20 protein-coding genes are annotated in these 22,045 nt (G+C 66.6%); 8 read left to right on the top strand and 12 right to left on the bottom strand.

Annotated features, from left to right (window positions below; genetic code table 11):
* Nucleotides 1–50: 50 nt before the first annotated feature.
* From HUT07_RS01595 to HUT07_RS01565, 7 genes are all read right to left on the bottom strand, one after another.
* A complete protein-coding gene (locus HUT07_RS01595) occupies nucleotides 51–1,124 on the bottom strand; it encodes a 3-deoxy-7-phosphoheptulonate synthase (protein ID WP_176019437.1) in 1,074 nt (357 codons plus the stop codon).
* 253 nt (nucleotides 1,125–1,377) lie between these two features.
* Entirely contained in the window at nucleotides 1,378–1,638 is a 261-nt protein-coding gene (locus HUT07_RS01590; protein WP_176019436.1) for a hypothetical protein, read from the bottom strand.
* A gap of 84 nt (nucleotides 1,639–1,722) precedes the next feature.
* A complete protein-coding gene (locus tag HUT07_RS01585) occupies nucleotides 1,723–2,061 on the bottom strand; it encodes a DUF6616 family protein (RefSeq protein WP_176019435.1) in 339 nt (112 codons plus the stop codon).
* 74 nt (nucleotides 2,062–2,135) lie between these two features.
* Nucleotides 2,136–2,873 (bottom strand): DNA alkylation repair protein, encoded by a 738-nt coding sequence (locus tag HUT07_RS01580; RefSeq protein ID WP_176019434.1) that lies wholly within the window; start codon nucleotides 2,871–2,873, stop codon nucleotides 2,136–2,138.
* Nucleotides 2,870–3,370: a MarR family transcriptional regulator gene (locus HUT07_RS01575; RefSeq protein WP_176019433.1), complete on the bottom strand. Its 501-nt coding sequence runs from the start codon at nucleotides 3,368–3,370 to the stop codon at nucleotides 2,870–2,872. Before HUT07_RS01575 ends, HUT07_RS01580 begins: the two co-directional genes overlap by 4 nt.
* A 111-nt stretch (nucleotides 3,371–3,481) precedes the next feature.
* The gene (locus HUT07_RS01570) at nucleotides 3,482–4,510 is read right to left on the bottom strand and encodes an LLM class oxidoreductase (protein WP_176019432.1); all 1,029 of its coding nucleotides are present in this window, start codon (nucleotides 4,508–4,510) and stop codon (nucleotides 3,482–3,484) included.
* Nucleotides 4,511–4,523: 13 nt separating this feature from the next.
* A complete protein-coding gene (locus HUT07_RS01565) occupies nucleotides 4,524–5,159 on the bottom strand; it encodes a glutathione S-transferase family protein (RefSeq protein WP_217706632.1) in 636 nt (211 codons plus the stop codon).
* Between the two features lie 276 nt (nucleotides 5,160–5,435).
* On the opposite strand from HUT07_RS01565, the gene HUT07_RS01560 reads away from it, so the two are divergent.
* On the top strand, nucleotides 5,436–6,338 hold the full coding sequence (locus HUT07_RS01560; RefSeq protein ID WP_176019430.1) for a LysR substrate-binding domain-containing protein: 903 nt from the start codon (nucleotides 5,436–5,438) through the stop codon (nucleotides 6,336–6,338).
* Between the two features lie 142 nt (nucleotides 6,339–6,480).
* Here the strand turns inward: HUT07_RS01560 and groL are convergent, their stop codons facing one another.
* Together groL and HUT07_RS01550 are read right to left on the bottom strand one after the other, a co-directional pair.
* Nucleotides 6,481–8,130 carry a chaperonin GroEL gene (gene groL, locus HUT07_RS01555; protein WP_154354847.1) on the bottom strand — a complete coding sequence of 550 codons (1,650 nt, stop codon included), beginning with the start codon at nucleotides 8,128–8,130 and terminating at the stop codon, nucleotides 6,481–6,483.
* 83 nt (nucleotides 8,131–8,213) lie between these two features.
* Nucleotides 8,214–8,501 carry a co-chaperone GroES gene (locus HUT07_RS01550; RefSeq protein ID WP_176019429.1) on the bottom strand — a complete coding sequence of 96 codons (288 nt, stop codon included), beginning with the start codon at nucleotides 8,499–8,501 and terminating at the stop codon, nucleotides 8,214–8,216.
* A gap of 309 nt (nucleotides 8,502–8,810) precedes the next feature.
* Here HUT07_RS01550 and HUT07_RS01545 point away from each other — a divergent pair, with 309 nt between their 5' ends.
* The 4 genes from HUT07_RS01545 (at nucleotide 8,811) to HUT07_RS01530 (ending at nucleotide 13,940) form a co-directional block, all read left to right on the top strand.
* Complete coding sequence (locus tag HUT07_RS01545; RefSeq protein WP_176019428.1) at nucleotides 8,811–10,601, top strand: endonuclease; 1,791 nt, start codon at nucleotides 8,811–8,813, stop codon at nucleotides 10,599–10,601.
* A gap of 74 nt (nucleotides 10,602–10,675) precedes the next feature.
* Nucleotides 10,676–11,014: a divalent-cation tolerance protein CutA gene (gene cutA / locus HUT07_RS01540; RefSeq protein WP_025878647.1), complete on the top strand. Its 339-nt coding sequence runs from the start codon at nucleotides 10,676–10,678 to the stop codon at nucleotides 11,012–11,014.
* Nucleotides 11,011–13,383 (top strand): protein-disulfide reductase DsbD domain-containing protein, encoded by a 2,373-nt coding sequence (locus HUT07_RS01535; RefSeq protein WP_176019427.1) that lies wholly within the window; start codon nucleotides 11,011–11,013, stop codon nucleotides 13,381–13,383. The genes cutA and HUT07_RS01535 overlap by 4 nt, the downstream gene beginning before the upstream one ends.
* Complete coding sequence (locus HUT07_RS01530) at nucleotides 13,380–13,940, top strand: TlpA disulfide reductase family protein (RefSeq protein WP_176019426.1); 561 nt, start codon at nucleotides 13,380–13,382, stop codon at nucleotides 13,938–13,940. The genes HUT07_RS01535 and HUT07_RS01530 overlap by 4 nt, the downstream gene beginning before the upstream one ends.
* Nucleotides 13,941–14,487: 547 nt before the next feature.
* On the opposite strand, the gene HUT07_RS01525 is transcribed toward HUT07_RS01530, so the two are convergent.
* Genes HUT07_RS01525 through coaBC form a run of 3 tightly spaced genes read right to left on the bottom strand, consistent with a single transcriptional unit; the run spans nucleotide 14,488 to nucleotide 18,599 of the window.
* Nucleotides 14,488–16,839 carry a phosphomannomutase/phosphoglucomutase gene (locus tag HUT07_RS01525; protein WP_176019425.1) on the bottom strand — a complete coding sequence of 784 codons (2,352 nt, stop codon included), beginning with the start codon at nucleotides 16,837–16,839 and terminating at the stop codon, nucleotides 14,488–14,490.
* 12 nt (nucleotides 16,840–16,851) lie between these two features.
* On the bottom strand, nucleotides 16,852–17,340 hold the full coding sequence (gene dut / locus HUT07_RS01520; protein WP_176019424.1) for a dUTP diphosphatase: 489 nt from the start codon (nucleotides 17,338–17,340) through the stop codon (nucleotides 16,852–16,854).
* Entirely contained in the window at nucleotides 17,337–18,599 is a 1,263-nt protein-coding gene (coaBC, locus tag HUT07_RS01515) for a bifunctional phosphopantothenoylcysteine decarboxylase/phosphopantothenate--cysteine ligase CoaBC (protein WP_176019423.1), read from the bottom strand. The genes dut and coaBC overlap by 4 nt, the downstream gene beginning before the upstream one ends.
* A gap of 224 nt (nucleotides 18,600–18,823) precedes the next feature.
* On the opposite strand from coaBC, the gene HUT07_RS01510 reads away from it, so the two are divergent.
* The 3 genes from HUT07_RS01510 to argS all read left to right on the top strand — a co-directional run bounded on the left by HUT07_RS01510 (nucleotide 18,824) and on the right by argS (nucleotide 22,029).
* Nucleotides 18,824–19,450 (top strand): response regulator transcription factor, encoded by a 627-nt coding sequence (locus tag HUT07_RS01510; protein WP_176019422.1) that lies wholly within the window; start codon nucleotides 18,824–18,826, stop codon nucleotides 19,448–19,450.
* A 71-nt stretch (nucleotides 19,451–19,521) separates the two neighbouring features.
* Nucleotides 19,522–20,226, top strand: a complete 705-nt coding sequence (radC, locus tag HUT07_RS01505) for a DNA repair protein RadC (RefSeq protein WP_176019421.1) — start codon at nucleotides 19,522–19,524, stop codon at nucleotides 20,224–20,226.
* A gap of 114 nt (nucleotides 20,227–20,340) precedes the next feature.
* On the top strand, nucleotides 20,341–22,029 hold the full coding sequence (gene argS / locus HUT07_RS01500; RefSeq protein WP_176019420.1) for an arginine--tRNA ligase: 1,689 nt from the start codon (nucleotides 20,341–20,343) through the stop codon (nucleotides 22,027–22,029).
* The last annotated feature ends 16 nt before the right edge of the window (nucleotides 22,030–22,045 follow it).

Below are 22,045 nucleotides of genomic sequence, written 5' to 3'. Positions count from 1 at the left end.
CGCGGCCGCACCCCCGCAGGCGCTGGCCGCCATCCACACACGTGCCGCGCTCAGGCGGCCTCGGACACCTTCACTTCGCGGCGGGCGCGCACGGCAGCCGCCAGCCGCTCCAGCACCGTCACGGTGGTGTCCCAGTCAATGCAGCCATCGGTGATGCTCTGGCCGTAGACCAGCGGCTGGCCTTCCACCAGTTCCTGGCGGCCACCGACCAGATGGCTTTCGACCATCACACCGACGATGCGCTGCTCGCCGTCTTCCAGCTGGGTGGCGATGTCTTCGATCACCTTGGGCTGGTTTTCGTGGTTCTTCAGGCTGTTGGCGTGGCTGGCATCGATCATCAGGCGCGTCGGCAGCTTGGCCTTGGCCAGCGCCTGGCAGGCCTCGGCCACGCTGGCCGCATCGTAGTTCGGCTGCTTGCCACCACGCAGGATCACATGACAGTCCGGATTACCGGTAGTGGAGACAATGGCGGTGCCGCCCTGCTTGGTGACCGACAGGAAGTGATGCGGGTTCGAGGCTGCGCCCACCGCATCGGCGGCGATCTTGACGTTGCCGTCGGTGCCGTTCTTGAAGCCGACGGGGCACGACAGCCCCGAGGCCAGCTCGCGATGCACCTGGCTTTCGGTGGTACGTGCGCCGATCGCGCCCCAGGCGACCAGATCAGCGATGTACTGCGGCGAGATCACATCGAGGAACTCGACACCGGCCGGCAGGCCCAGCTTGTTGATGTCGCGCAGCAGGCCACGGGCGATGCGCAGGCCCTTGTCGATCCTGAAGCTGCCATCCAGGTCCGGATCGTTGATCAGGCCCTTCCAGCCCACCGTGGTGCGCGGCTTCTCGAAGTACACGCGCATGACGATTTCCAGCTCGCCGGCCAGCGCATCGCGCAACGGCTTCAGGCGCTGCGCGTACTCGATGGCGGCTTTCGGGTCGTGGATCGAGCACGGGCCAACCACCACCGCCAGACGGTCGTCGCGGCCGTGCAGGATCTGGTGCAGGGCCGCGCGCGAGGCGCTGACGGTGTCGGAGGCTTCGTCATCGCAGGGCAGCATCGCCAGCAGCTGGGCAGGCGGTGTCAGCGGTTCGATGGTGCGGATACGCAGGTCGTCGGTGTGCGGGGGCATGGTGGGGGGTCTCTACGGAACGTTGGGGGTCCGCAGCGTGGCGACATGAAAAAAGCCGCCAGGTTCGCTGGCGGCTTTCGGGAATGCGTCTGAAGCTTTCTTCAGGGTGAGCGCAATCCTTCCTCCGCCGGGGGCTTCGGAAAGTAATACCAATAAAAGCTGGCGTGGGCTGCGTTCATGGGATGTATTGATAACACAGGGTTTTGGCAGGTGCCAACTGTTTCATCCGCAACTGCGGGCGCGGTTCAGCGGACTATCGGCCGCCATGCACTTCCACGTCCAGCAGCAACGTCTCGTGGATGTCGACCCAGCGCTCCACGACCCGGTCCAGTTCCTGCCTGGCCTCAACCAGCTGTTCGGGGTTGAGCATGGACCGGGCCGTATACAGATCGGACACCAGCTGCCGCAGAGTGGCTTCCTGGATGGCGACCACGGGCCCTTCCAGACCGGGTACCTGCAGCGCAGGACTGCTGCCCAGCGCTCCGTACAGCGTCACCTGGATCTTGCTCTGCATGCTCGACTTCCCTGCGGATGGATTCGGCCGAGCGCCATCTTTACCCGGAATGGATGACACGCGCATGTGCCACCGCTGGCCGCATTACAGCGCTGCGAGGTCCGCCAGGTGCTGGGCCATCGCATCCACGGCGCCCACCGCATTGGTGGTGGCGAAGTAGTCATGCCAGCCGGTGGCACTGATAGCCGCCACCAAAGCATCGGCATCTGCACCGCTGGCGCACTGCCAGACCGCGTAGTACTGCTCGGCGCTGGCATGTGGCACCTCGCTGGCCACGCGGCCCATCGCCAACGGTGCGACGCATGCAGGGTCGAGTTGCTGCATGCCGGCGCCGATGCGGATGAAGAAGGCATTCCGCTGTTCGGCAGAGAGTGCTTTCCAGGCCGGCGTCGCTGTGTACAGCTCGATGAGGAGGTGGGACATGGGGTCTTCCTTGAGGGTGATGGAGTTGCCGGCGATCGGCCGGCATCGGCGGGGAACGGGTGAACGGTGCGGCATTACAGCGAGCGCAGCGCACGCTTGCGGATGTACGTGTTGGCGACGCTGTCATGGGTTGACCGCCAGCGTGTGCATACGGCTCGCACCCAATCGGGCTGGCTCTTGCCAGCGTCGTTCAGCCAATTGCCCAGCGAGTCCTGCACGTAGCGCTCGGGATCATCGGCGAGCACTTCCAGCAAGGGCAGCACGTGTTCGGGGTGCTGTTTGAACAGCGCGATGTGCGTGGCCCAGACACCGCGGGGACGCAGCGCCTCACAGGCGAAGCGGCGCAGATACGGCGAACGCTGCTGCGTCCAGGGATGCAGCAGCGCGAGCGCTTCCAGCGGCGCGGCGACGATATCACTGCGCAGCGCCAACCACGCCCATTCGCGCACACCGAAGTGCGGATCATCGGCCAGTGGACGCATCGCCTGCAGCTTGTCAGCCAATGTCGCGTGCGTGTCACTGCCGATCAGATAGCACGCCCATCCCCGCACGGTGTCGGAGGGATACGCCCGCCAGTGCTGCACGTCGCCCTGCCCTGCCTTGCGCAGCAGCGCTGCGGTCAAGGCCATGCGTTGGGTGATGCCCTTGCCTGCGGCTTCGTGCATGCGCTGTATCGAAGCCGCTGGCAATGCAGGTGCCACCGCCCGCAGCAACGTAGCGAAGTCCACCGCAAGGCACTCGGCCAGATGCGTGCTGGCTACGTCGCCAGCATTGAGTGCCTGCATACGTGCCGTGGCGATGGTAGTGCTCACGCGCCTGTTTCCTCGCCTGCGTCGGTGTATCGCCAGACTTTCTCGAGCAGCAGCGACAGCTGCGCCTGTTCGCTGGAATCAAGGCCATTGAACAGTCCGCCGATCCATTGTGTGTGCTGGTCGAACAGGTCACCGGCCAGGCGCTTGCCGCGCGCCGTCAGCACGATCTGCAGACGGCGGCCATCCTCGGCATCGCTGCGTCGCTGCAACAGGCCGTCGCGCTGCAGGCCATCAAGCAACCCGCTGATGGTGGCGCGGGTGACGCCAGCGCGCTCGGCCAGCTCGTGTGGCGGCAACACGCCGCCGGCACCGTGCAGCAGGAACAGCACGACGAAGCGGCCTTCGCTGAGGCCATGCGGCGCCAACCGTGCAGCACAGTCACGGTCGATCGCGCTGGACAAGGCGAGCAACTGGAAGCACAGGCGCAGCGGCGCGACATCGGCGTGGCCACGGCGCTGCGCCTCCTCTACGAGGGCTTGGTGTTTCAACTCAAGCATCACTCATCCAGCCATGATTAGGCACCTAATCATGGCTGGATGAGGCAAAGACTGCAAGCCTGTCGCGACCACTCCCAGAGCCCGCGGCTCAGTGGCTGCGGATCTTCATCGCTACCATTCCATCACCCGCGAAGGCGGGCCAGGATGCGACGGAAACAACGGCAGTACCTCTTCGGCCAGTTCCTGAAGTACATCTGCAGTTGGGCGCTGCGAGAACTGGATGCCGAGCGCAGCGTGGTTGACCCCGGCGCGCTGCCAGGCTTCCAGCAGCGCGATCAGCCCCTTGCGCCCGGTTCGCAGCGCATAGCCTCCCTGCAGCGGCACGCGTGGATGGTCCGGATCATCCACCAGATCCAGCCATTCATTGGTCATGTGCGGACGGAAACCGCCGTCGGGAATCTGCGCGCGCCATGCGCGGATCTTCGCCGCCAGCCGCTGTGGCCCCGGCGAGTCATGGGTCGAATCGGGATAAGTCAACCAGCCGTCAGCGTACTGGCCAATCCATTCCAGCGGCTGGCGGGCGCTACCCGTGACGATCAGCGGAACACGACCGCTGACCGGCGGCGGCAACAACTGCACGCCCTGTGCGGCCCAGGGATGGCTGGCCAGCGTTCCGTCGGCCGGCTGCAACCATTGCCGGAAGGCCACCACGGCATCTGCGAACCGCTCACCGCGTTGGGCGTGGTCGAGGCCATAGGCGGGAAACTCAAGCGGACGGTCGCCCGAGGCAATGCCCATCACCAGCCGCCCTGCGGACAACTGATCGATCGACGCGGCAGCCTTGGCCAGGTCGATGGGATGCCGCAGAGGCATCACCACGCTGCCTGTCGCCAGCGCGACGCGATGGGTGCGCGCGGCCAGCCATGCGAGATACGTGAACGGATCGAACACCTGTCCGGCATCACCGAACTGGGGATCGAACAGCGGAACATCACGCACCCAGACCGCAGCAAAGTCATGGCGATCGATAGCTTGCACCAGTGCGGTCTGCCCCTGCAGAACCGCCATGTCGCCCTGGTAGAAACGCAGCGGCAGGAAGATGCCCAGGGTCAGTGCATCGGCGCGGAACATGCGCTGATAACCGGCATGGCCGGCGAACGCTGCTGCAGAAGCGCCGTGGATCGGAACGGAAGCTGTCATTGCATCGATCTCCTCAGGGTCCGGTCGCCGGCTCAGGCAGCAGCACACCGCGCTGGACAGCGGGCCTTCCGGCCACGCGCTCGTACCATGCGGAAAGATAGCGATGGCGCGAAAAGTCGATGTCGATCACGCGGAGCACATGCAGCCAACCGAAGTGGGCGATGTCGGCGATCGAGTAGTCATCGCCGGCCAGCCAGGGACGCGCGGCCAAACGTGCATCGAGGATCGCGAAGATGTCTTCGGAGAGATGCCGGTAGCGCTCAATCGCCGGCAGGTAACGCTCCTGCGCGAAGTGTTCGAAATGCACACGCTGGCCGAAGATGGGACCGACGCTGGACGCATGGAACATCAGCCAGGTGACGGCGTCCCAGCGCGCGGCGGGTGCCTGTGGCAGCAATGCGTTGCCCTGCTCGGCCAGGTACAGCAGGATCGCCGCCGATTCGAACAGCACGATGCCTTTGGCGCGGTCTTCGAGGACCGGAATGCGACCGTGTGGATTGAGCCGCAGGAAATCAGGATGGCGATGTTCACCCTGCTCGATGCGCACGTGGTGCAGGCGGTACGGCAGTCCCAGCTCTTCCAACGCAATGGTGGCCTTGTAGCCGTTGGGTGAGCTGTCGGTATGCAGGTGCAGCGAAGGTTCGGTCACGAAGGCATCCTGGAAGCAGAAATCAGATGCACACGCGCTGCCCGCCCACAGCATGGGCAGGGCGGAGCAATGTGGGGAAAGGCGCTGCAGCGACCGTGCAGCCAGTCTAGGAACCGGGCACGCCGGTGGGAAACGATGTCTGCTGCGGTTGCAGTTGAGCGCAGCTCAACATTGCGCGTGCCGGCGCGACAGCCATCGACCCGGCCGATATGCTGTGCCCTGCGCTGGCCGATGGGCATGCCGACGGCTCGCCAGCATCGTCACGGGAGAATGGAAATGGGTGCGGTACTGCCCTTGCTGGCCCTGCGGGCCTTCGTTGAAACCAGCCGCCACGGCAGCCTGACAGCGGCCGCCGAGGTGATGGGCGTGACACCCGGTGCCGTGAGCCAGCAACTGAAGCAGTTGCAGGAACGCCTCGGCGTCAGCCTGTTCGATCGAACCCGCCATGGCGTGGTGCTCAGCGCGGCCGGAAACCGCGTCTATCCGCAACTGCGCGAAGCCTTCGATCAGATCGCCAGCAGCCTGCATGCACTGGAAGCCTGGCAAGGCAGATCATCGTTGCGGATCAGCGCCGCGCCCAGTTTCGCCGTCCACTGGCTGGCGCCGCGACTGGCCGATTTCAGCGCGCGGCATCCAGGAATCGACGTGCAGTTGGACGCCAGCCCTACGCTGGTGGACCTGCGCCGTGATGGTGTGGACATCGCGATCCGGCACGGCCTGGGCCAGTATCCGGGGCTGCATGCGGAGCACCTGTTGGCGCCGGCGTTGCTGCCGGTCGCAAGCCCGGCGCTGCTGGCAACCGTGCCACCGATCACACGCGTGGAGCACTGCCTGCAGTTGCCGCTGTTGCAGGACAGCGAACGCAGTGACTGGCGGTTGTGGTTCCAGGCCTTGGGACTGCAGCAGGATGCGCGCCTGCAGCGCGGCCCCGCCTTCGATGACGATCTGTTGTTGATACGTGCAGCGGCAGCCGGCCAGGGCATCGCGCTGGTGCGTGACATCCACGTGGCCGAAGAAGTGGCCAGCGGTCGCCTGCAGGTGGTCCTGCAGCAGCCATGGCCGCAGTCCTTCGCCTACTACGCGGTGACCCGGTCAGGCAGCGAGGGCCGCGACAGACCGGTGGTGGCGGCGTTCCTGGCGTGGCTGCAGGACGCCCTGCCGACAGCACGGGCAGCGTAGCGGCGGGCAATCCCGCGTTGCCCGCATGGATCCACGCCATACGTGGATGCAGCCCACAAAAAAACCCCGCCTTCCGGCGGGGTTTTTCATTGCAGCAGGGAAGCGTGCCGACCAGGGTCGGCCGCTACCGGTGCAGCGGACCTTAGAAGTCCATGCCGCCCATGCCACCCATGCCGCCCATGCCACCGGCGCCGCCCATGGCCGGCTCGTCCTTCTTCGGAGCTTCGGCAACCATGGCTTCGGTGGTGATCATCAGGCCAGCGATCGAGGCTGCGTTCTGCAGCGCCGAACGGGTCACCTTGGTCGGGTCCAGGATGCCGAACTGCAGCATGTCGCCGAACTCGCCGGTGGCGGCGTTGTAGCCGAAGCTGCCGGTGCCTTCCTTGACCTTGTTGACGATGACCGACGGCTCTTCGCCGGCGTTGGCGACGATTTCGCGCAGCGGAGCTTCCATCGCACGCAGGGCGATCTGGATGCCGTGGTTCTGGTCTTCGTTGGCACCCTTCAGGCCAGCCAGCGCGGAGACCGCACGGACCAGGGCAACGCCGCCGCCCGGAACCACGCCTTCTTCAACGGCCGCACGGGTCGCGTGCAGGGCGTCGTCGACGCGATCCTTCTTTTCCTTCATTTCGATTTCGGTCGAAGCACCGACCTTGATCACTGCAACGCCACCGGCCAGCTTGGCCACGCGCTCCTGCAGCTTCTCGCGATCGTAATCCGAGGAGGTGTCTTCGATCTGGGTCTTGATCTGTGCAACGCGCGAATCGACCGCAGCCTTGTCACCCACGCCATCGATGATGGTGGTGTTTTCCTTGGAAACCTGCACCTTCTTGGCGCGGCCCAGGTCCTTGATGGTGGCCTTTTCCAGCGACAGGCCGACTTCCTCGGAGATCACGGTGCCGCCGGTCAGCACGGCCATGTCTTCCAGCATCGCCTTGCGACGGTCGCCGAAGCCCGGGGCCTTGACGGCCACGACCTTGACGATGCCGCGGATGGTGTTGACCACCAGGGTCGCCAGCGCTTCGCCTTCGACTTCCTCGGCCACGATCAGCAGCGGCTTGCCGGCCTTGGCGACGCCTTCCAGCACCGGCAGCAGGTCACGCACGTTGGAGATCTTCTTGTCGTGCAGCAGGATGTACGGGTCATCCAGGTCAGCGGTCTGCGACTGCTGGTTGTTGATGAAGTACGGGGACAGGTAGCCGCGGTCGAACTGCATGCCCTTGACCACGTCCAGCTCGTTGTCCAGGCCCGAGCCTTCTTCAACGGTGATCACGCCTTCCTTGCCGACTTCCTTCATCGCGTTGGCAATGATCTGGCCGATCGACTCGTCCGAGTTGGCCGAGATCGTGCCGACCTGGGCAATGGCCTTGTCGTCAGCGGTCGGCTTGGAGATGTTCTTCAGCTCGGCGACGGCGGCCACGACGGCCTTGTCGATACCGCGCTTGAGGTCCATCGGGTTCATGCCGGCGGCAACAGCCTTGGCGCCTTCGCGGATCAGGGCCTGGGCCAGCACGGTGGCGGTGGTGGTGCCGTCGCCAGCGTCGTCGTTGGTACGCGACGCGACTTCCTTCACCATCTGTGCGCCCATGTTCTCGAACTTGTCAGCCAGTTCGATTTCCTTGGCGACGGACACGCCGTCCTTGGTGATGGTCGGGGCGCCGAAGCTCTTCTCGAGCACGACGTTGCGGCCCTTCGGGCCCAGGGTGGCCTTGACGGCATTGGCGAGAACGTTGACGCCGCGCACCATGCGCGAACGGGCGTCTTCACCGAAACGAATATCCTTGGCAGCCATTGCAGTTACCTCATTGATAGCGCCGGGCCATGCCCGGCAGCTGGGTGTTTGGAATCAGGGGATGAAGCAGGTCGCGCCGACGCTCAGCCGATGACGGCGAGCACGTCGTCTTCGCGCAGGACCTTGTATTCGACGCCTTCGCTCTTGTACGAGCTGCCGGCGTACTGGCCGTAGATGACCTTGTCACCGACCTTCAGCGACGGCGCGCGCACGCTGCCGTTGTCCAGCGGCTTGCCCGGGCCCACGGCCACGACTTCACCCTTGGTGGACTTTTCCTTGGCGGAGTCCGGGATCAGGATGCCACCGGCGGAAACTTCGTCGGCTTCGATCGGCTTGACCACAACGCGGTCGTGCAGCGGCTTGATGCTCATGTGGGACCTCTTAAGTTATTGATTGGTCTGAAAAAGTCCGGCGATGTTAGCACTCACACCAGGTGACTGCCAGCAACGCGCGTGAAAAAGCCCGACAGGTCGGGAGCACGACAGAGATGGAGACCTCCGGAGACCTTTCAAGGCCCGGCCAGCAAATTTTTATCGACGCGCCGCGACAGCTCCATGTCCGTGGATCCGGTATTTTGGTGATGGGCGTCTCACTGTCAGATATCTGGCGTTCATTTACGACAAAGTGTCACCAGATCGGCTTTAGGGTGGCCCGGCATTCCCAATCACAAGGAGTAGTCGATGCGATTGCTGTCCCCGCTCGCCGCCGCCTGCCTGCTGGCACTGGCTGCCGCGCCGGCCCAAGCCGAAGTCTTCATCAACGAACTGCACTACGACGACAGCACCGCTGCCGGTGACGTCGGCGAAGCCATCGAAGTGGTCGCCACTGCCGGCGAGGATCTGTCCGGCTACCGCCTGTACCTCTACAACGGCAGCAATCCGTCGGCCGCCACGGTCTACGCCAACAACGCGGTACCGGCTGGAACCGCGGCCAGCTGCGGCAGCGCCACCCTGGCCGTGGTCACCTACCCCACCAACGGCCTGCAGAACGGCCCCAACGACGGCATCGCCCTGGTCGACGCCAGCGGCAAGGTGGTGCAGTTCCTCAGCTACGAGGGCGCGATCACCGCCTCCGGTGGCCCCGCCGCCGGCATGACCAGCCAGAACATTCCAGTTGCCGAAACCAACAGCACTGCCGCAGGCACTTCGCTGCAGCTGACCGGCAGCGGCAGCCAGTACGCGCACTTCACCTGGGCCGAATCGGCCAAGCAGACGTTCGGCAGCTGCAACAACAACCAGACCTTCAGCGGCGGCGGCACCCCGGGCCCGAACACGCCACCGTCGGTGTCCACCACCACGCCGGCACAGGGCAGCAGCACCTTCCCGGCCGCAGCCGATCTGGAAGTGGTGTTCAGCGAGACGGTCAACCTCGCCAGCGGCGCCTTCGCACTGACCTGCGGCACCTCCGGCAGCGTTCCCCTGACCTGGCCGGCCAGCGGCAAGAGCGTGAAGCTGTCGACCAACACCGCACTGGTCGCCGGTGAGGCCTGCCGCTTCGACATCCGTGCCGCACGCATCACCGATGCGCAGGGTGCCCGCCCGGCGACCGACAGCCGCATCGCCTTCACCGTGGCCACCACCACCGGCAATCCGGACCCGGGCAATCCCGGCGGCCCCGCAGGCTATTACTCGAAGGTCAACACCAGCAGCCCCAGCCAGCTGCGCTGCTCGTTGCACGCCACCATCAAGGGCCACACCGCGTACCCGTACAGCGGTTCGGGCACCAGCACCTGGACCATCCTGGAGATCGCCGACGAAGACCCGAACAACGCCGGCAAGATCCTCGATGCCTATCGCAACCGCAGCTACACCAAGGTGACCGACCGTGCCGGCAGTGGCAGCGGCCTGAAGTACAACCGCGAGCACACCTGGCCCAATTCGCTGGGCTTTGCCAGCACCACCGGCGACAAGGGCCTGCCGTATGCGCCCTACACCGATACCCACATGCTGTACCTGACCGACGCACAGTGGAATGCCGACCGCGGCAACAAGCCGTTCGGCAAATGCGACGCCAACTGCGGCGAGCGTGCCACCGAGGCCAACAACGGCCAGGGCGGTGGCAGCGGTGGCTATCCGGGCAATTCGAACTGGGTGCGCACGCCGGATGGCAACGCCGGCACCTTCGAAGTGTGGGGTGCACGCAAGGGCGACATGGCACGCGCGGTGATGTACATGGCCATCCGCTATGAAGGGGGCAAGGATGCGGCCACCGGCCAGTCCGAACCGGACCTGGAACTGACCGACGACCGCAGCAAGATCGTCAAGACCAGCAGTTCGCCGGCCTACATGGGCCTGCTGTCGACCCTGATCGACTGGCACCTTGCTGATCCGCCGAGCGCTGCAGAACGTGCCCGCAATGACGTGATCTACAGCTTCCAGGGCAACCGCAACCCGTTCATCGACCACCCCGAGTGGGCCACCCCGGGCCTGTTCACCTCGGCCAAGCCGGCCACCTGCCAGCTGGCCAACTGACACCGTTTGAAGAAAGTTGTATTTCCCCTGTCCGATCCTGACCCGGTCGGACAGGGGCCCTATACTCGACGGTCATGTCGACCGTCGATCCCGTCCTGCTGCTGTTGACCACCTGCCCGGACCGGGCCAGTGCCGAGCGCATCGCGCACGCGCTGGTCGCTGAGCATCTGGCTGCATGCGTGACCCGCCTGGACGGCGCACAGTCGACGTACCGCTGGCAGGGCGAGGTGACCACCGACGCCGAACTGCAGCTGCTGGTGAAAACCACCGCAAGCCGTGTCGATGAAGCCATCGCCCGGATCGTCGAACTGCATCCGTATGAACTCCCGGAGTGCATCGCGGTCGAAACCCGGGCCGGCCTGCCGGCGTATCTGGACTGGATCCGGGCACAGACCCGGGAGGACACTGATTGAAGACTCTGTTTGCGCGTGGCGCCGCCTTGTGCGCCCTGTTGTGGCTTTCATTGCCGGCCTTCGCGCTGGATGAGAAAGATCTGCTGCCGGTGGACCAGGCGTTCGCGCTGACTGCCAGTGCGCCCGAGCGTGGGCAGATCCAGCTGCAGTTCAAGATCGCCCCGGGCTATTACCTGTATCGCCACCGCACCACGGTGAAGGCCGATCCTGCTTTCAATGCCGCGGCGCTGCAGATGCCCGCAGGCAAGAAGCACCACGACGATTTCTTCGGCGAGGTGGAGACCTACCGCGAGCGCCTGCAGGCTACTCTGCCCGGTGCGCCCACCGATGCCGCCGGCACCATCAGCCTGGAAGTGCGTTACCAGGGCTGCGCCGATGCCGGCGTGTGCTACCCGCCGCAGAAGCGCGTGGTGCAGGTGACCCTGCCTGGCGCGGGCGGTGCGCCTGCCGCGCTGCCGACCGCACGCGTCACCGGCACCAGCGCGTTCAACAACCCGCTGGCCGGTGCCGGCAGTGGCGGTGGTCTGCGCCTGCCGGGCACCAGCAACAGCCAGGCCCTGCCGCTGCCGTCGGAACAGGCCTTCGGCTTTGATGCCATCGCCAGCGACGGCAATACCCTGCTGCTGCGCTTCAGCCCCGCCCCGGGCTACTACCTCTACCGCGACCGTACGTCGCTGAAGCTGGAAGGCAGTGCCGGCGTACTGGCCGACAAGCCGCGCTGGCCCGCTGCGCAGTCGCACCGCGATGAACACTTCGGCGATGTGTCGGTGTACTTCAACCAGGTGGAAGTACCTCTGCCGCTGCGCCGTACCCGCACCGAGGCGGTCGACAGCACGCTGGTGGTGACCTTCCAGGGCTGCCAGACCGATGGCATCTGCTACCCGCCGATGACCCGCCGGGTGAAGCTGTCGATTCCGGCCGGCACGCTGACCGCCGCCGGCCAGACCGCCACCACCGATGCACCGGTAACACCAGCCAGCACTTCCGCCAGCACCCGCGAAGGTGCCAACGGCGCGCCGCTGCGCCTGCTGCCGACCGTGCCCAACAATACGCCGGCACCCACCGCCGAAGCGGCAGTGGGTGCCGATGCCTTCGCCGCCGACGCGCAGCAGGACAATGCACTGCGTACCAAGGCCCCCAGCCGCGTGCCGAAAACCGACAGCTCGCTGTTGTGGGTACTGCTGCTGGCGCTGGCCGGCGGCCTGGTGTTGAACCTGATGCCCTGCGTGCTGCCGATCCTGTCGTTGAAGGTGCTGAGCCTGGCGCAGAGCGGTGAAAGCCCCGAGCGCGCCCGCAGCCATGCCATGTGGTACACGCTGGGCGTGCTGGTCGCCTTCGCCGTGATCGGCGCACTGATGGTCGGCCTGCGCGTGCTCGGCAACGCGGTCGGCATCGGTTTCCAGCTGCAGCATCCCGGCGTGGTCGCGGCGCTGGCCTACATCATGTTCGCAGTGGGCCTGAGCCTGTCCGGCGTGTTCACCATGGGCGGCGGCATCGGCAACTTCGGCCAGTCGCTGGCGCGGCGCAGCGGCCCGGCCGGCGACTTCTTCACCGGCGTGCTGGCCTGCGTGGTCGGCAGCGCCTGCGTGGGGCCGTTCTTCGGCCCGGCCGTGGCCTATGCCTTCGTGGCACCGCCGGTGGCGGCGATGCTGGTGTTCCTGTTCCTCGGCCTGGGCCTGGCCCTGCCGTTCCTGCTGATCGGTTTCGTGCCGGCACTGGCCCGTCGCCTGCCCAAGCCCGGACCGTGGATGGAAACGCTGAAGCACGTGCTGGCCTTCCCGATGTACGCCGCCGCGTTGTGGCTGCTGTGGGTGCTGGGCAAGCAGCGTGGCGTGGATGGCATGGCGCTGGCGCTGGGCGGCCTGCTGCTGCTCACCGGTGGCCTATGGTTGTTCGAGCGCAGCCGCTGGCGCAGCCAGCGCGCGGCCGGGCTGCTGGGCGTGCTGCTGGTGATCGCGGCGCTGGTGCCGGTGTGGGCCGTGACCCAGCTGGCACCGCCGGCACGTGCCGCACAGGCGAGCAGCGAGAACGTGGTGGAGTATTCACCGCAGATGCTGGACCGCCTGCGCGCCGACAACCGCGTGGTATTCGTCAACATGACCGCCGACTGGTGCGTGAGCTGCAAGGCCAACGAGCGCGCGGTGCTGTCCCGCCCGGAGTTCAAGGAACTGCTCAAGCGCACCAACGCGGTGTACATGCGTGGCGACTACACCAATGTGGACCCGCAGATCACCGCGTTCCTGGATGAGCACAAGGCCGTGGGCGTGCCGCTGTACGTGGTCTATGGGCCGGGCGCACCGCCGACAGTGCTGCCCACCCTGCTGACCCAGGCGCTGGTGGAAGAAGCATTGCTGCGCACCGCCCGATGAAGTGGCAACGGCCAGCACTGCTGTGGACAGCGGTGCTGGCTGCCGGACTAGGCCTGTGGGCCGGCAATCGACTGGCACCGTCACCGGCGGCGGATACCGCAGCGCCTGTTGCGGTATCGCCGCAGGCGCTGCCGATCCTGCGCCGCGGTGATCCGCTGCCCGCGTTGGTCCTGCCCGATGCTGAAGGCAACGCGCTGGATCTCCGCGAACGCTTCAAGGACCGACCATTGCTGGTCAATGTGTGGGCCAGCTGGTGCGGCCCGTGCGTGGAGGAAATGCCCGAGTTGGCCCGCTTTGCCGAGGGCCAGGGCGCGCGCGGCATACAGGTGTTGGGCCTGGCGCTGGATACGCCTGACCGTGTGGGCGATTTCCTGCAGCGGGTGCCGGTGAACTACCCGATCGTGCTCGATACCCCAGGCCCACGCGACGCCAGCGTGCAGTTGGGCAACGCACAGGGCCTGCTGCCCTACAGCGTGCTGTTCGATGCACAGGGACGGATGGTGAAGGCCAAGCTCGGACCGTTCGCGCACGGCGAGATCGAAGGCTGGGCGAAGTAAGGTCGGCAGGGCTGCGCCCTGCACCCGCAGAGGCTTTCAAGCAACAGCCGGAGCAACGGCAACAGCCAAAGCGGCTTCCTGCGGGATGGCGAGGCACTGTGGGTGTGCGGGGCCGCCGTGAACCCGTCCATGGGGGCTTGGTCGCCGCATCCATGCGGCTCACACCCCGCACACCCACAGTGCCCCGCCTTCGACGGTTTCCCGGTGGCCAGTAGATCCACGCCATGCGTGGATGAATCTCCATCGGAATCGAATATTTCGACAATTGATCGAAAAACATCCACGCATGGCGTGGATCTACGTGTCGACCAAGGTCGACACCCCCAAGAGCAGGCCATGCCATTCCGACAGACCGCGGAGATCTCTCGAAGGCGGGGTGGGTCCGGTTGCGGGGGCGTGAGCCGCATGGATGCGGCGACCGAGCTTACATGGACGTACTTGCAGCGTCCCCCGCAACCGGACCCACCCCGCCATCCCGCAGGAAGCCAGCGGTTGAATTTGACGTTGACGTGGATTCGGCGGGTGCCGGGCGCAGCCCGGCGCCACCTCAGAACCCCAGCGGGGTGTCGCCCAGCACCGGTTGCAGCTGGCTGCGGAAGAGTGCCTGGATGCGCTCCAGTGCGGCCTCGTCGTTGCCTTCGAAACGCAGCACCAGCACCGGCGTGGTGTTGGAGGCGCGCACCAGGCCCCAGCCGTCGGCGAAGTCCACCCGCAGGCCGTCGATGGTCGACAGGCGACCGCCGACATACGGGTTGTCCGGCGACTGCGCAGCGGCCGCCAGCATCGCCACCAGCGCATGCGGGGTTCCTTCGGCCACCGGCACCTTCAACTCCGGCGTCGCCACCATTTCCGGCAGTTCGGCCAGCACGTCGTCCGGCGCTTCTTCGCGCTGGGCCAGGATTTCCAGCAGGCGCGCAGCGGCATACAGGCCATCGTCGAAGCCGAACCAGCGCTCCTTGAAGAAGAAGTGGCCGCTCATCTCGCCCGCCAGTTCGGCGTCGGTCTCGCGCATCTTCGCCTTCATCAGCGAATGCCCGGTCTTCCACATCAACGGACTGCCCCCATTGCGCAGCACATGATCGGACAACGTGCCGGTGCACTTCACGTCGTAGATCACCATCGCGCCCGGGTTGCGCATCAGTACGTCGGCGGCGAACAGCATCAGCAGGCGGTCGGCGTAGATGATCTTGCCTTCGCCGGTCACCACGCCGAGGCGATCGCCATCACCATCGAACGCCACGCCGAGGTCGGCGCCAAAGCGCTTGACCGTCTGCACCAGGTCTTCCAGGTTGGCCGGTTCGCTGGGATCGGGGTGATGGTTGGGGAAAGTGCCGTCGACATCGCAGTACAACGGAATCACTTCGGCGCCGATCGCTTCCAGCAGCTGCGGCGCGAAGGCACCCGCCACGCCGTTGCCTGCATCGGCAACCACCTTCAACGGGCGGTCCAGCTGCACATCATCGGCAATACGCTGGATGTAGTCGGCGCTGACCTCGCGCTGCTGGTAGTCGCCCGGCTCCGCAGCCTGGACCAGACGGCCTTCGACAATGCGCTGGTACAGGTCGGTGATCGCATCACCAGACAGGGTCTCACCGCCGATGACGATCTTGAAACCGTTGTAGTCCGGCGGATTGTGGCTGCCGGTGACCGCGACGCAGGTGCCGGTGCGCAGATGGAAGGCGGCGAAATACACCACCGGAGTCGGCGCCAGGCCGATATCGATCACCGCACAGCCGGCACGCCGCAGGCCTTCGGCCAGACCGGCCGACAACTCAGGACCCGACAGGCGGCCATCGCGGCCGATCACCACCTCGCGCAGGCCCTGCTCGAGGGCGACGGTGCCGATTGCCTGCCCGATCAGCGCGGCGGTGCGCGCGGTCAGCTCGCTGCCGACCACGCCGCGGATGTCGTACGCGCGGAAGATGCCTGCAGCCAGCGCCTCGGCGGGAACCGGTGGTGGCGGAGGAGGCGGCGCAACGTCGGACAGCGCCTCGTTGGGCACCGTCGGCGGAACCATCTGCAGGCTTTCACGCAGGGTCGGGCCGTGATCGGCGTCGGCCACTGCGCTGCGCCGGATGGGCAATGGCAGTGACTTCGGCAGTCGGCCACGGCCTACCACCAGCAGTACCGCGATGAAGGCCAGCAACAGGGCGACAATCGCGCTGGCGAGGGCTCCCAGCCCCAACGGGCCGGGTTCCACGTTGGGCACCGCGGCGGTCAGTCGCAGCGGGGTTCCGGCCACCGGGCGCGCCATTGCCTCGGCGCTCTCGGACAGGCCGCTGTCCCCCTGCGCCACGATGTTGTGCGCTCCCTGGCGCAGCGCCAGGAAGCCATTGCCGGGGGCCTGCACCTGATCCAGCGGCGCGGTCAAGCGCAGCAGCGGCTGGCGGACATAGACCACCGCCGGTCCGACGCCGGCCAACTCTACCGGCGCGGCCAGACCCAGGCGGTTGCCTCCGCCATCGCGGATCACCCGCAGGGTTGGCTTGCCATCTGCCAGCGCCGATTCCAGCAGGGCCAGGCGTGCATATCCAAACGTGGCCGCATCGGCATAGCCTGCGGCGAGGTCAGCGCTCAGCACGTCCACCTGCTCGACGCCGGTCCAGCTTTCCCGCAGTGCCAGCGCGGCACCGGCCGCATCACCGGCCTGCAGCGCCTGCTGGACGCGGTCGCCCTTCAAGTGCTGCTGCAGCTGCTGCAGTTGGCCGGCGGCAGCCTGCTGCAGCCCTTGCACGGCCTGGTCGCGCGCCTGTTCCAGCGCTTCCCCGCTGGCCGCCTGTCGCCACTGCTGCACCGCGCTCCAGCCGAACCAGCCGGCCAGCAGTACCAGCAGCACGCCCAGCAATGGCGCGCTCCGTCCCAACGACTTTCCCCGCTGTGCTTCCCCGATGCCGCTCATCGATGTCCCCTGTCAACGCACCCCGGTATGGCCGAATCCACCCGTTCCCCGCACGCTGTCGGTGAAAGTATCCACCACCTGCAGGCTGACGCGGGCAATCGGTACCACCACCAGCTGGGCAATGCGATCGCCCGGCTCGATGGTGAAGGCCTCGCGGCCACGGTTCCAGACACTGATCAGCAGCGGCCCCTGGTAGTCGGCGTCGATCAGGCCGGTGCCGTTGCCCAGTACGATGCCATGCCGATGGCCCAGGCCCGAGCGCGGCAGGATCACCGCACACAGGTGCGGATCGGCGATATGAATGGCCAGGCCGCTGGGGACCAGTGCGGTATCGCCCGGCTGCAGGGTCAGCGCGGTTTCCAGCGCTGCGCGCAGATCCATGCCGGCGCTGGCTTCGGTGGCATAGGCCGGCAGCGGCCAGCTGTCGCCGAAGCGCGGGTCGAGCAGCTTGACCTGCAACGGTTGCGGGGAAAATCCGTGGGTGTTGCCTGCCTCGGTCATGCCTGAAGTCTCCGTGCGATCAGTGCCAGCAGTTGTTCGGCCAGCTCACGCTTGGAAGTAGCCGGGAATACCTGTTCGCCATCCTGCCAGAAGGCGGTGGCGGCATTGTTGTCGCTTTCGAAACCACCGCCGCTGATGCCCACCTGGTTGGCGATCACCAGATCCAGGCGCTTGTCGACCAGCTTGCCGCGCGCATATTTCTCCACATCGTGGGTCTCGGCGGCAAAGCCGACCACCAGCTTCAACGACTGCGTCTGCGCGGCAACCTCGGCCAGGATGTCCGGGGTGCGTACCAGCTCGATCACCAGTGACTGGCTGTCGGCGGTCTTCTTCAGCTTCTGCGCGGCGACCTGGCGCGGGGTGTAGTCGGAAACGGCGGCAGCACCGATATAGATGTCGGCCGGCAACGCATTCAGTACCGCGTCGCGCATCTGCGCGGCAGAGCGCACATCAATGCGCTGCACGCCGGGCGGCGTCGGCAGCTGCACCGGGCCACTGACCAGCACCACCTGGGCCCCCAGCGCGGCCGCGGCGGCGGCCAGCGCGTACCCCATCTTGCCGCTGCTGCGGTTGCCCACATAGCGCACCGGATCGATGTCTTCATACGTCGGGCCAGCGCTGATCAGCAGGCGCAGACCCTGCAGCGCGCGCGTTTCCGGCGCCGTAGCGACGGTGCCGGCAGTGCCGTTGGCAGCCAGGGCAGCAACGATGTCACCCGGCTCGGCCAGACGGCCAGGGCCGGACTCGCCTTCGGCCAACGGCCCATCGACCGGACCGATCACCTGGGCGCCACGCTGGCGCAGCAGGGCGATATTGGCCTGGGTGGCCGGATGCAGCCACATCCGATGGTTCATCGCCGGGCACACGGTCAGCGGTGCGGTGCTGGCCAGGCACAGGGTGCTGACCAGGTCATCGGCGTGGCCCTGGGCCAGGCGTGCCAGCAGATCGGCGGTGCCCGGCGCGATCACGATGCGATCGGCCCAGCGGGCCAGTTCAATGTGGCCCATGGCCTGTTCGGCGGCGCTGTCCCACAACGTGGTGCGGGTCGGCTGGCCGGAAAGGGCCTGGAAGCTGAGCGGCGTGACGAACTGCTGGGCACCGGCCGTCATCGCCACCTGCACCAGCGCACCGGCATCGCGCAGGCGCCTGACCAGTTCCAGGGCCTTGTACGCGGCGATCCCGCCGCCGACACACAAGAGCAGTTTCTGGCCTTCCAGCGCGCGGATCCGCGTCGGGGAAGCGTTGGGAGAATCAGCCACCTGGAATTCCTGTGCAAACGAGGGCGTTAGCTTACCCGAAGGCCAGCAACGTCCTGGTACACGCAGCACATAGCGGGCGGCTATCAGCACATGGGCGGGGACCTGGCGTGTTTTCCGGGTTTGCTGCGCGCCGTTTCGGAACTTTCCTATACCTCTTTGCGTCCCCGCTTTGCAGAATCGTCACTGGCCTCCAGCTGTGCCGTTCGATTTCCGAGGAGCTCCCCGTGCAACCGCGCATCATCATTGCCGACGACCACCCGGTCGTCCTGCACGGCATCCGAATCGTGCTTGAGCGCCACCAGATGGATGTGGCCGGTGCCGCCGCCGACGGTGCCGGACTGCTGCAGCTGCTGGCAAAGCAGCCCTGCCATGCCGTGCTCACCGACCTGTCCATGCCCGGCCCCGGCCCGGATGGCCCCGAACTGCTGGCGGTGCTGCGCCAGCGCCACCCCGACCTTCCCGTGGTCGTACTGACCGGGGCGCGGCACCCCGGGCTGCTTGATGGCCTCCTGCGCGATGGCGTACACGGTCTGGTCGACAAGAGCGCCGGCTTCCCCGAGCTGGGCCAGGCCCTGAATGCCGCCATGGCGGGCCAGGTGTTCGTCTCCGATCATCTGCGGCGTCATCTGCAGGCGCGCGATCTGCTGTTTCCGCATCCACCGGCTGCGTTGTCGACACGCGAACTTGAAGTGCTGCAGCTGCTGGCCGAGGGCCTGAACATCAACGCCATCGCCGATCGCTGCGGGCGAAGCCCGAAGACGATCAGCCGGCAGAAGGCCGAAGCCATGCGCAAGCTGGGCCTGCAGACCAACCAGGAGCTGTACGACTACCTGCAGACCCGGCACGACTGAGGACTTGGCCGACCCGCGGCCACGGCAAGGGCCTATGGGACCGGCCGGCGCGGAACGCCATGCTGGGTGCCATGCCCATCCATGAATGGCCCGAAGAAGAGCGCCCCCGCGAGAAACTGCTGGCCCGGGGTCCCGCGTCACTGTCCGACGCCGAACTGCTCGCCCTGTTCCTCGGTTCCGGCATTGGCGGCCGGGACGCGGTACAGACCGCGCGCGACCTGTTGCTTGCCCACGGGCCTCTGCGGGTATTGCTGGACCGCTCGGCCCACGAACTGTCGAAACTTCCCGGGTTGGGGCCGGCACGCAGCTGCACGCTGGCCGCAGGGCTGGAACTGGCCCACCGCTATCTGGCCGCTGAACTGCAGCAGGGCGAGGCAGTCGGCAACAACCCTGCCGCCGTCGGCCGTTACCTGCAGCACCGCCTGCGCGGGCAGGCACGGGAACTGTTCGTGGTGTTGTTCCTGGACAACCGCCACCGCCTGATCGCCTGCGAGGAACTGTTCGCCGGCACCATCAATGCGGCCCCGGTCTATCCCCGCGAGGTGGTGCGCAGAGCGCTGCTGCACAACGCCGCCGCGGTCATCCTCAGCCACAACCACCCCTCCGGCGACCCGGAACCCTCGGCGGCCGACGCGCAGATCACCGAGGAGCTGCAACGGGCACTGGCACTGGTCGACATCCGCCTGCTGGACCACTTCGTGGTGGGCGAGGGGCGTCCCGTTTCATTTGCTGAACGGGGCCTTCTACCGCCGCTTCGGGCCCGCGTGGTGGGGTGAGCCCTGCCGCAGCAAGCGACCCCGCGTGCCCTCGCAGGCAGGCCTCGGTCAGCGTTGGGCCCGGCATCTGCGCTAAAATGGGCGATTCCGCCGCTCATTCTCACAGCAGGCCTCGTGAAAAATCTCCTCCGCGCCCTGATCAGCCAAGGCATCGAAGCCCTGCGCGCCAATGGCACCCTGCCCGTCGACTCCCTGCCGCCGGACTTCGTGGTCGAGCGCCCGAAGACCCGCGACCATGGCGACTTCGCCACCAACGCCGCGATGCTGCTGGCCAAAGCCGCGCGCAGCAATCCGCGCGCGCTGGCACAGGCGCTGGTCGAGGCGCTGCCGCGCAGCGAAGACGTCAGCAAGGTCGAGATCGCCGGCCCGGGCTTCATCAATTTCCACCTGGCACCGGCCGCGTACCAGCGTGAAGCCGCCACCGTGATCAAGGAAGGCGCCGATTACGGCCGCAACCTGTCCGGCAATGGACGCACGGTGGGCGTGGAGTATGTGTCGGCCAACCCGACTGGCCCGCTGCATGTCGGCCACGGCCGCGCCGCAGCCATCGGCGACTGCGTGGCACGCGTGCTCGATGCCAACGGCTGGAACGCCAAGCGCGAGTTCTACTACAACGACGCCGGTGTGCAGATCGAGAACCTGGCACTGTCCACCCAGGCACGGGTGAAGGGCATCGCTCCGGACCAGGAAGGCTGGCCCGAAGGCGGTTACCGCGGCGATTACATCGCCGACGTGGCACGTGCCTACATGATCGGCGCCAGCGTCGACCTGGAAGGCACCCTCGTGACCGGCGCCAAGGACCCGGACGACATGCAGGCGATCCGCCGCTTCGCCGTCGCCTACCTGCGCAACGAGCAGAACCTGGACCTGGCCGCGTTCGGCGTGGATTTCGACATCTACTTCCTGGAAAGCTCGCTGTACGCCGACGGCAAGGTTGCCGAAGCGGTGGCCAAGCTGCAGGCGTCGGGCCATACCTATGAAGAAGGCGGCGCGCTGTGGCTGCGCAGCACCGACTTCGGTGACGACAAGGACCGCGTCATGCGCAAGTCCGACGGCACCTTCACCTACTTCGTGCCGGACGTGGCCTACCACCTGTCGAAGTGGCAGCGTGGCTATGAGCGTGCGATCACCGAGCTGGGCGCGGACCACCACGGTTCGCTGGCGCGCGTGCGTGCCGGCCTGCAGGCCATGGAAGTAGGCATCCCGCAGGGCTGGCCGGAATACGTGCTGCACCAGATGGTCACCGTCATGCGCGGCGGCGAGGAAGTGAAGCTGTCCAAGCGTGCCGGCAGCTACTTCACCCTGCGCGACCTCATCGAAGAAGCCGGCCGCGACGCGACCCGCTGGTTCCTGATCGCGCGCAAGCCCGATTCGCAGCTGACCTTCGACATCGATCTGGCCCGTCAGCAGAGCAACGACAACCCGGTGTTCTACGTGCAGTACGCGCATGCCCGCGTCTGCAGCCTGCTGCGCCAGGCGCAGGAGAAGGGCCTGGTCTACGAACAGGACACGGGCCTGTCCAACCTGGGCCGTCTGGCCGATGACGCGTCGCTGGCCCTGATGAACGAGATCTCGCGTTATCCGGAAGTGGTGGAAGCGGCTGGCGTGGCGCTGGAACCGCACCTGGTCGCGCAGTACCTGCGCGAATTGGCGCACGCGTTCCACACGTGGTATCACGGGACACCGGTGCTGGTGGACGACGCGACCGATCGCAACGCCAAGTTGACCCTGGCCTGCGCAGCGCGCCAGGTACTGGCCAACGGCCTCGACCTCCTGGGCGTTTCCGCCCCGGAAAAAATGTAAGTCTCAGGAGACGCAG

This window comes from Stenotrophomonas sp. NA06056 (genome assembly GCF_013364355.1).
GTDB lineage: Bacteria > Pseudomonadota > Gammaproteobacteria > Xanthomonadales > Xanthomonadaceae > Stenotrophomonas.
Note: the sequence above shows the minus strand (reverse complement) of the source record. Positions and strands in the feature narration are given on the sequence as shown.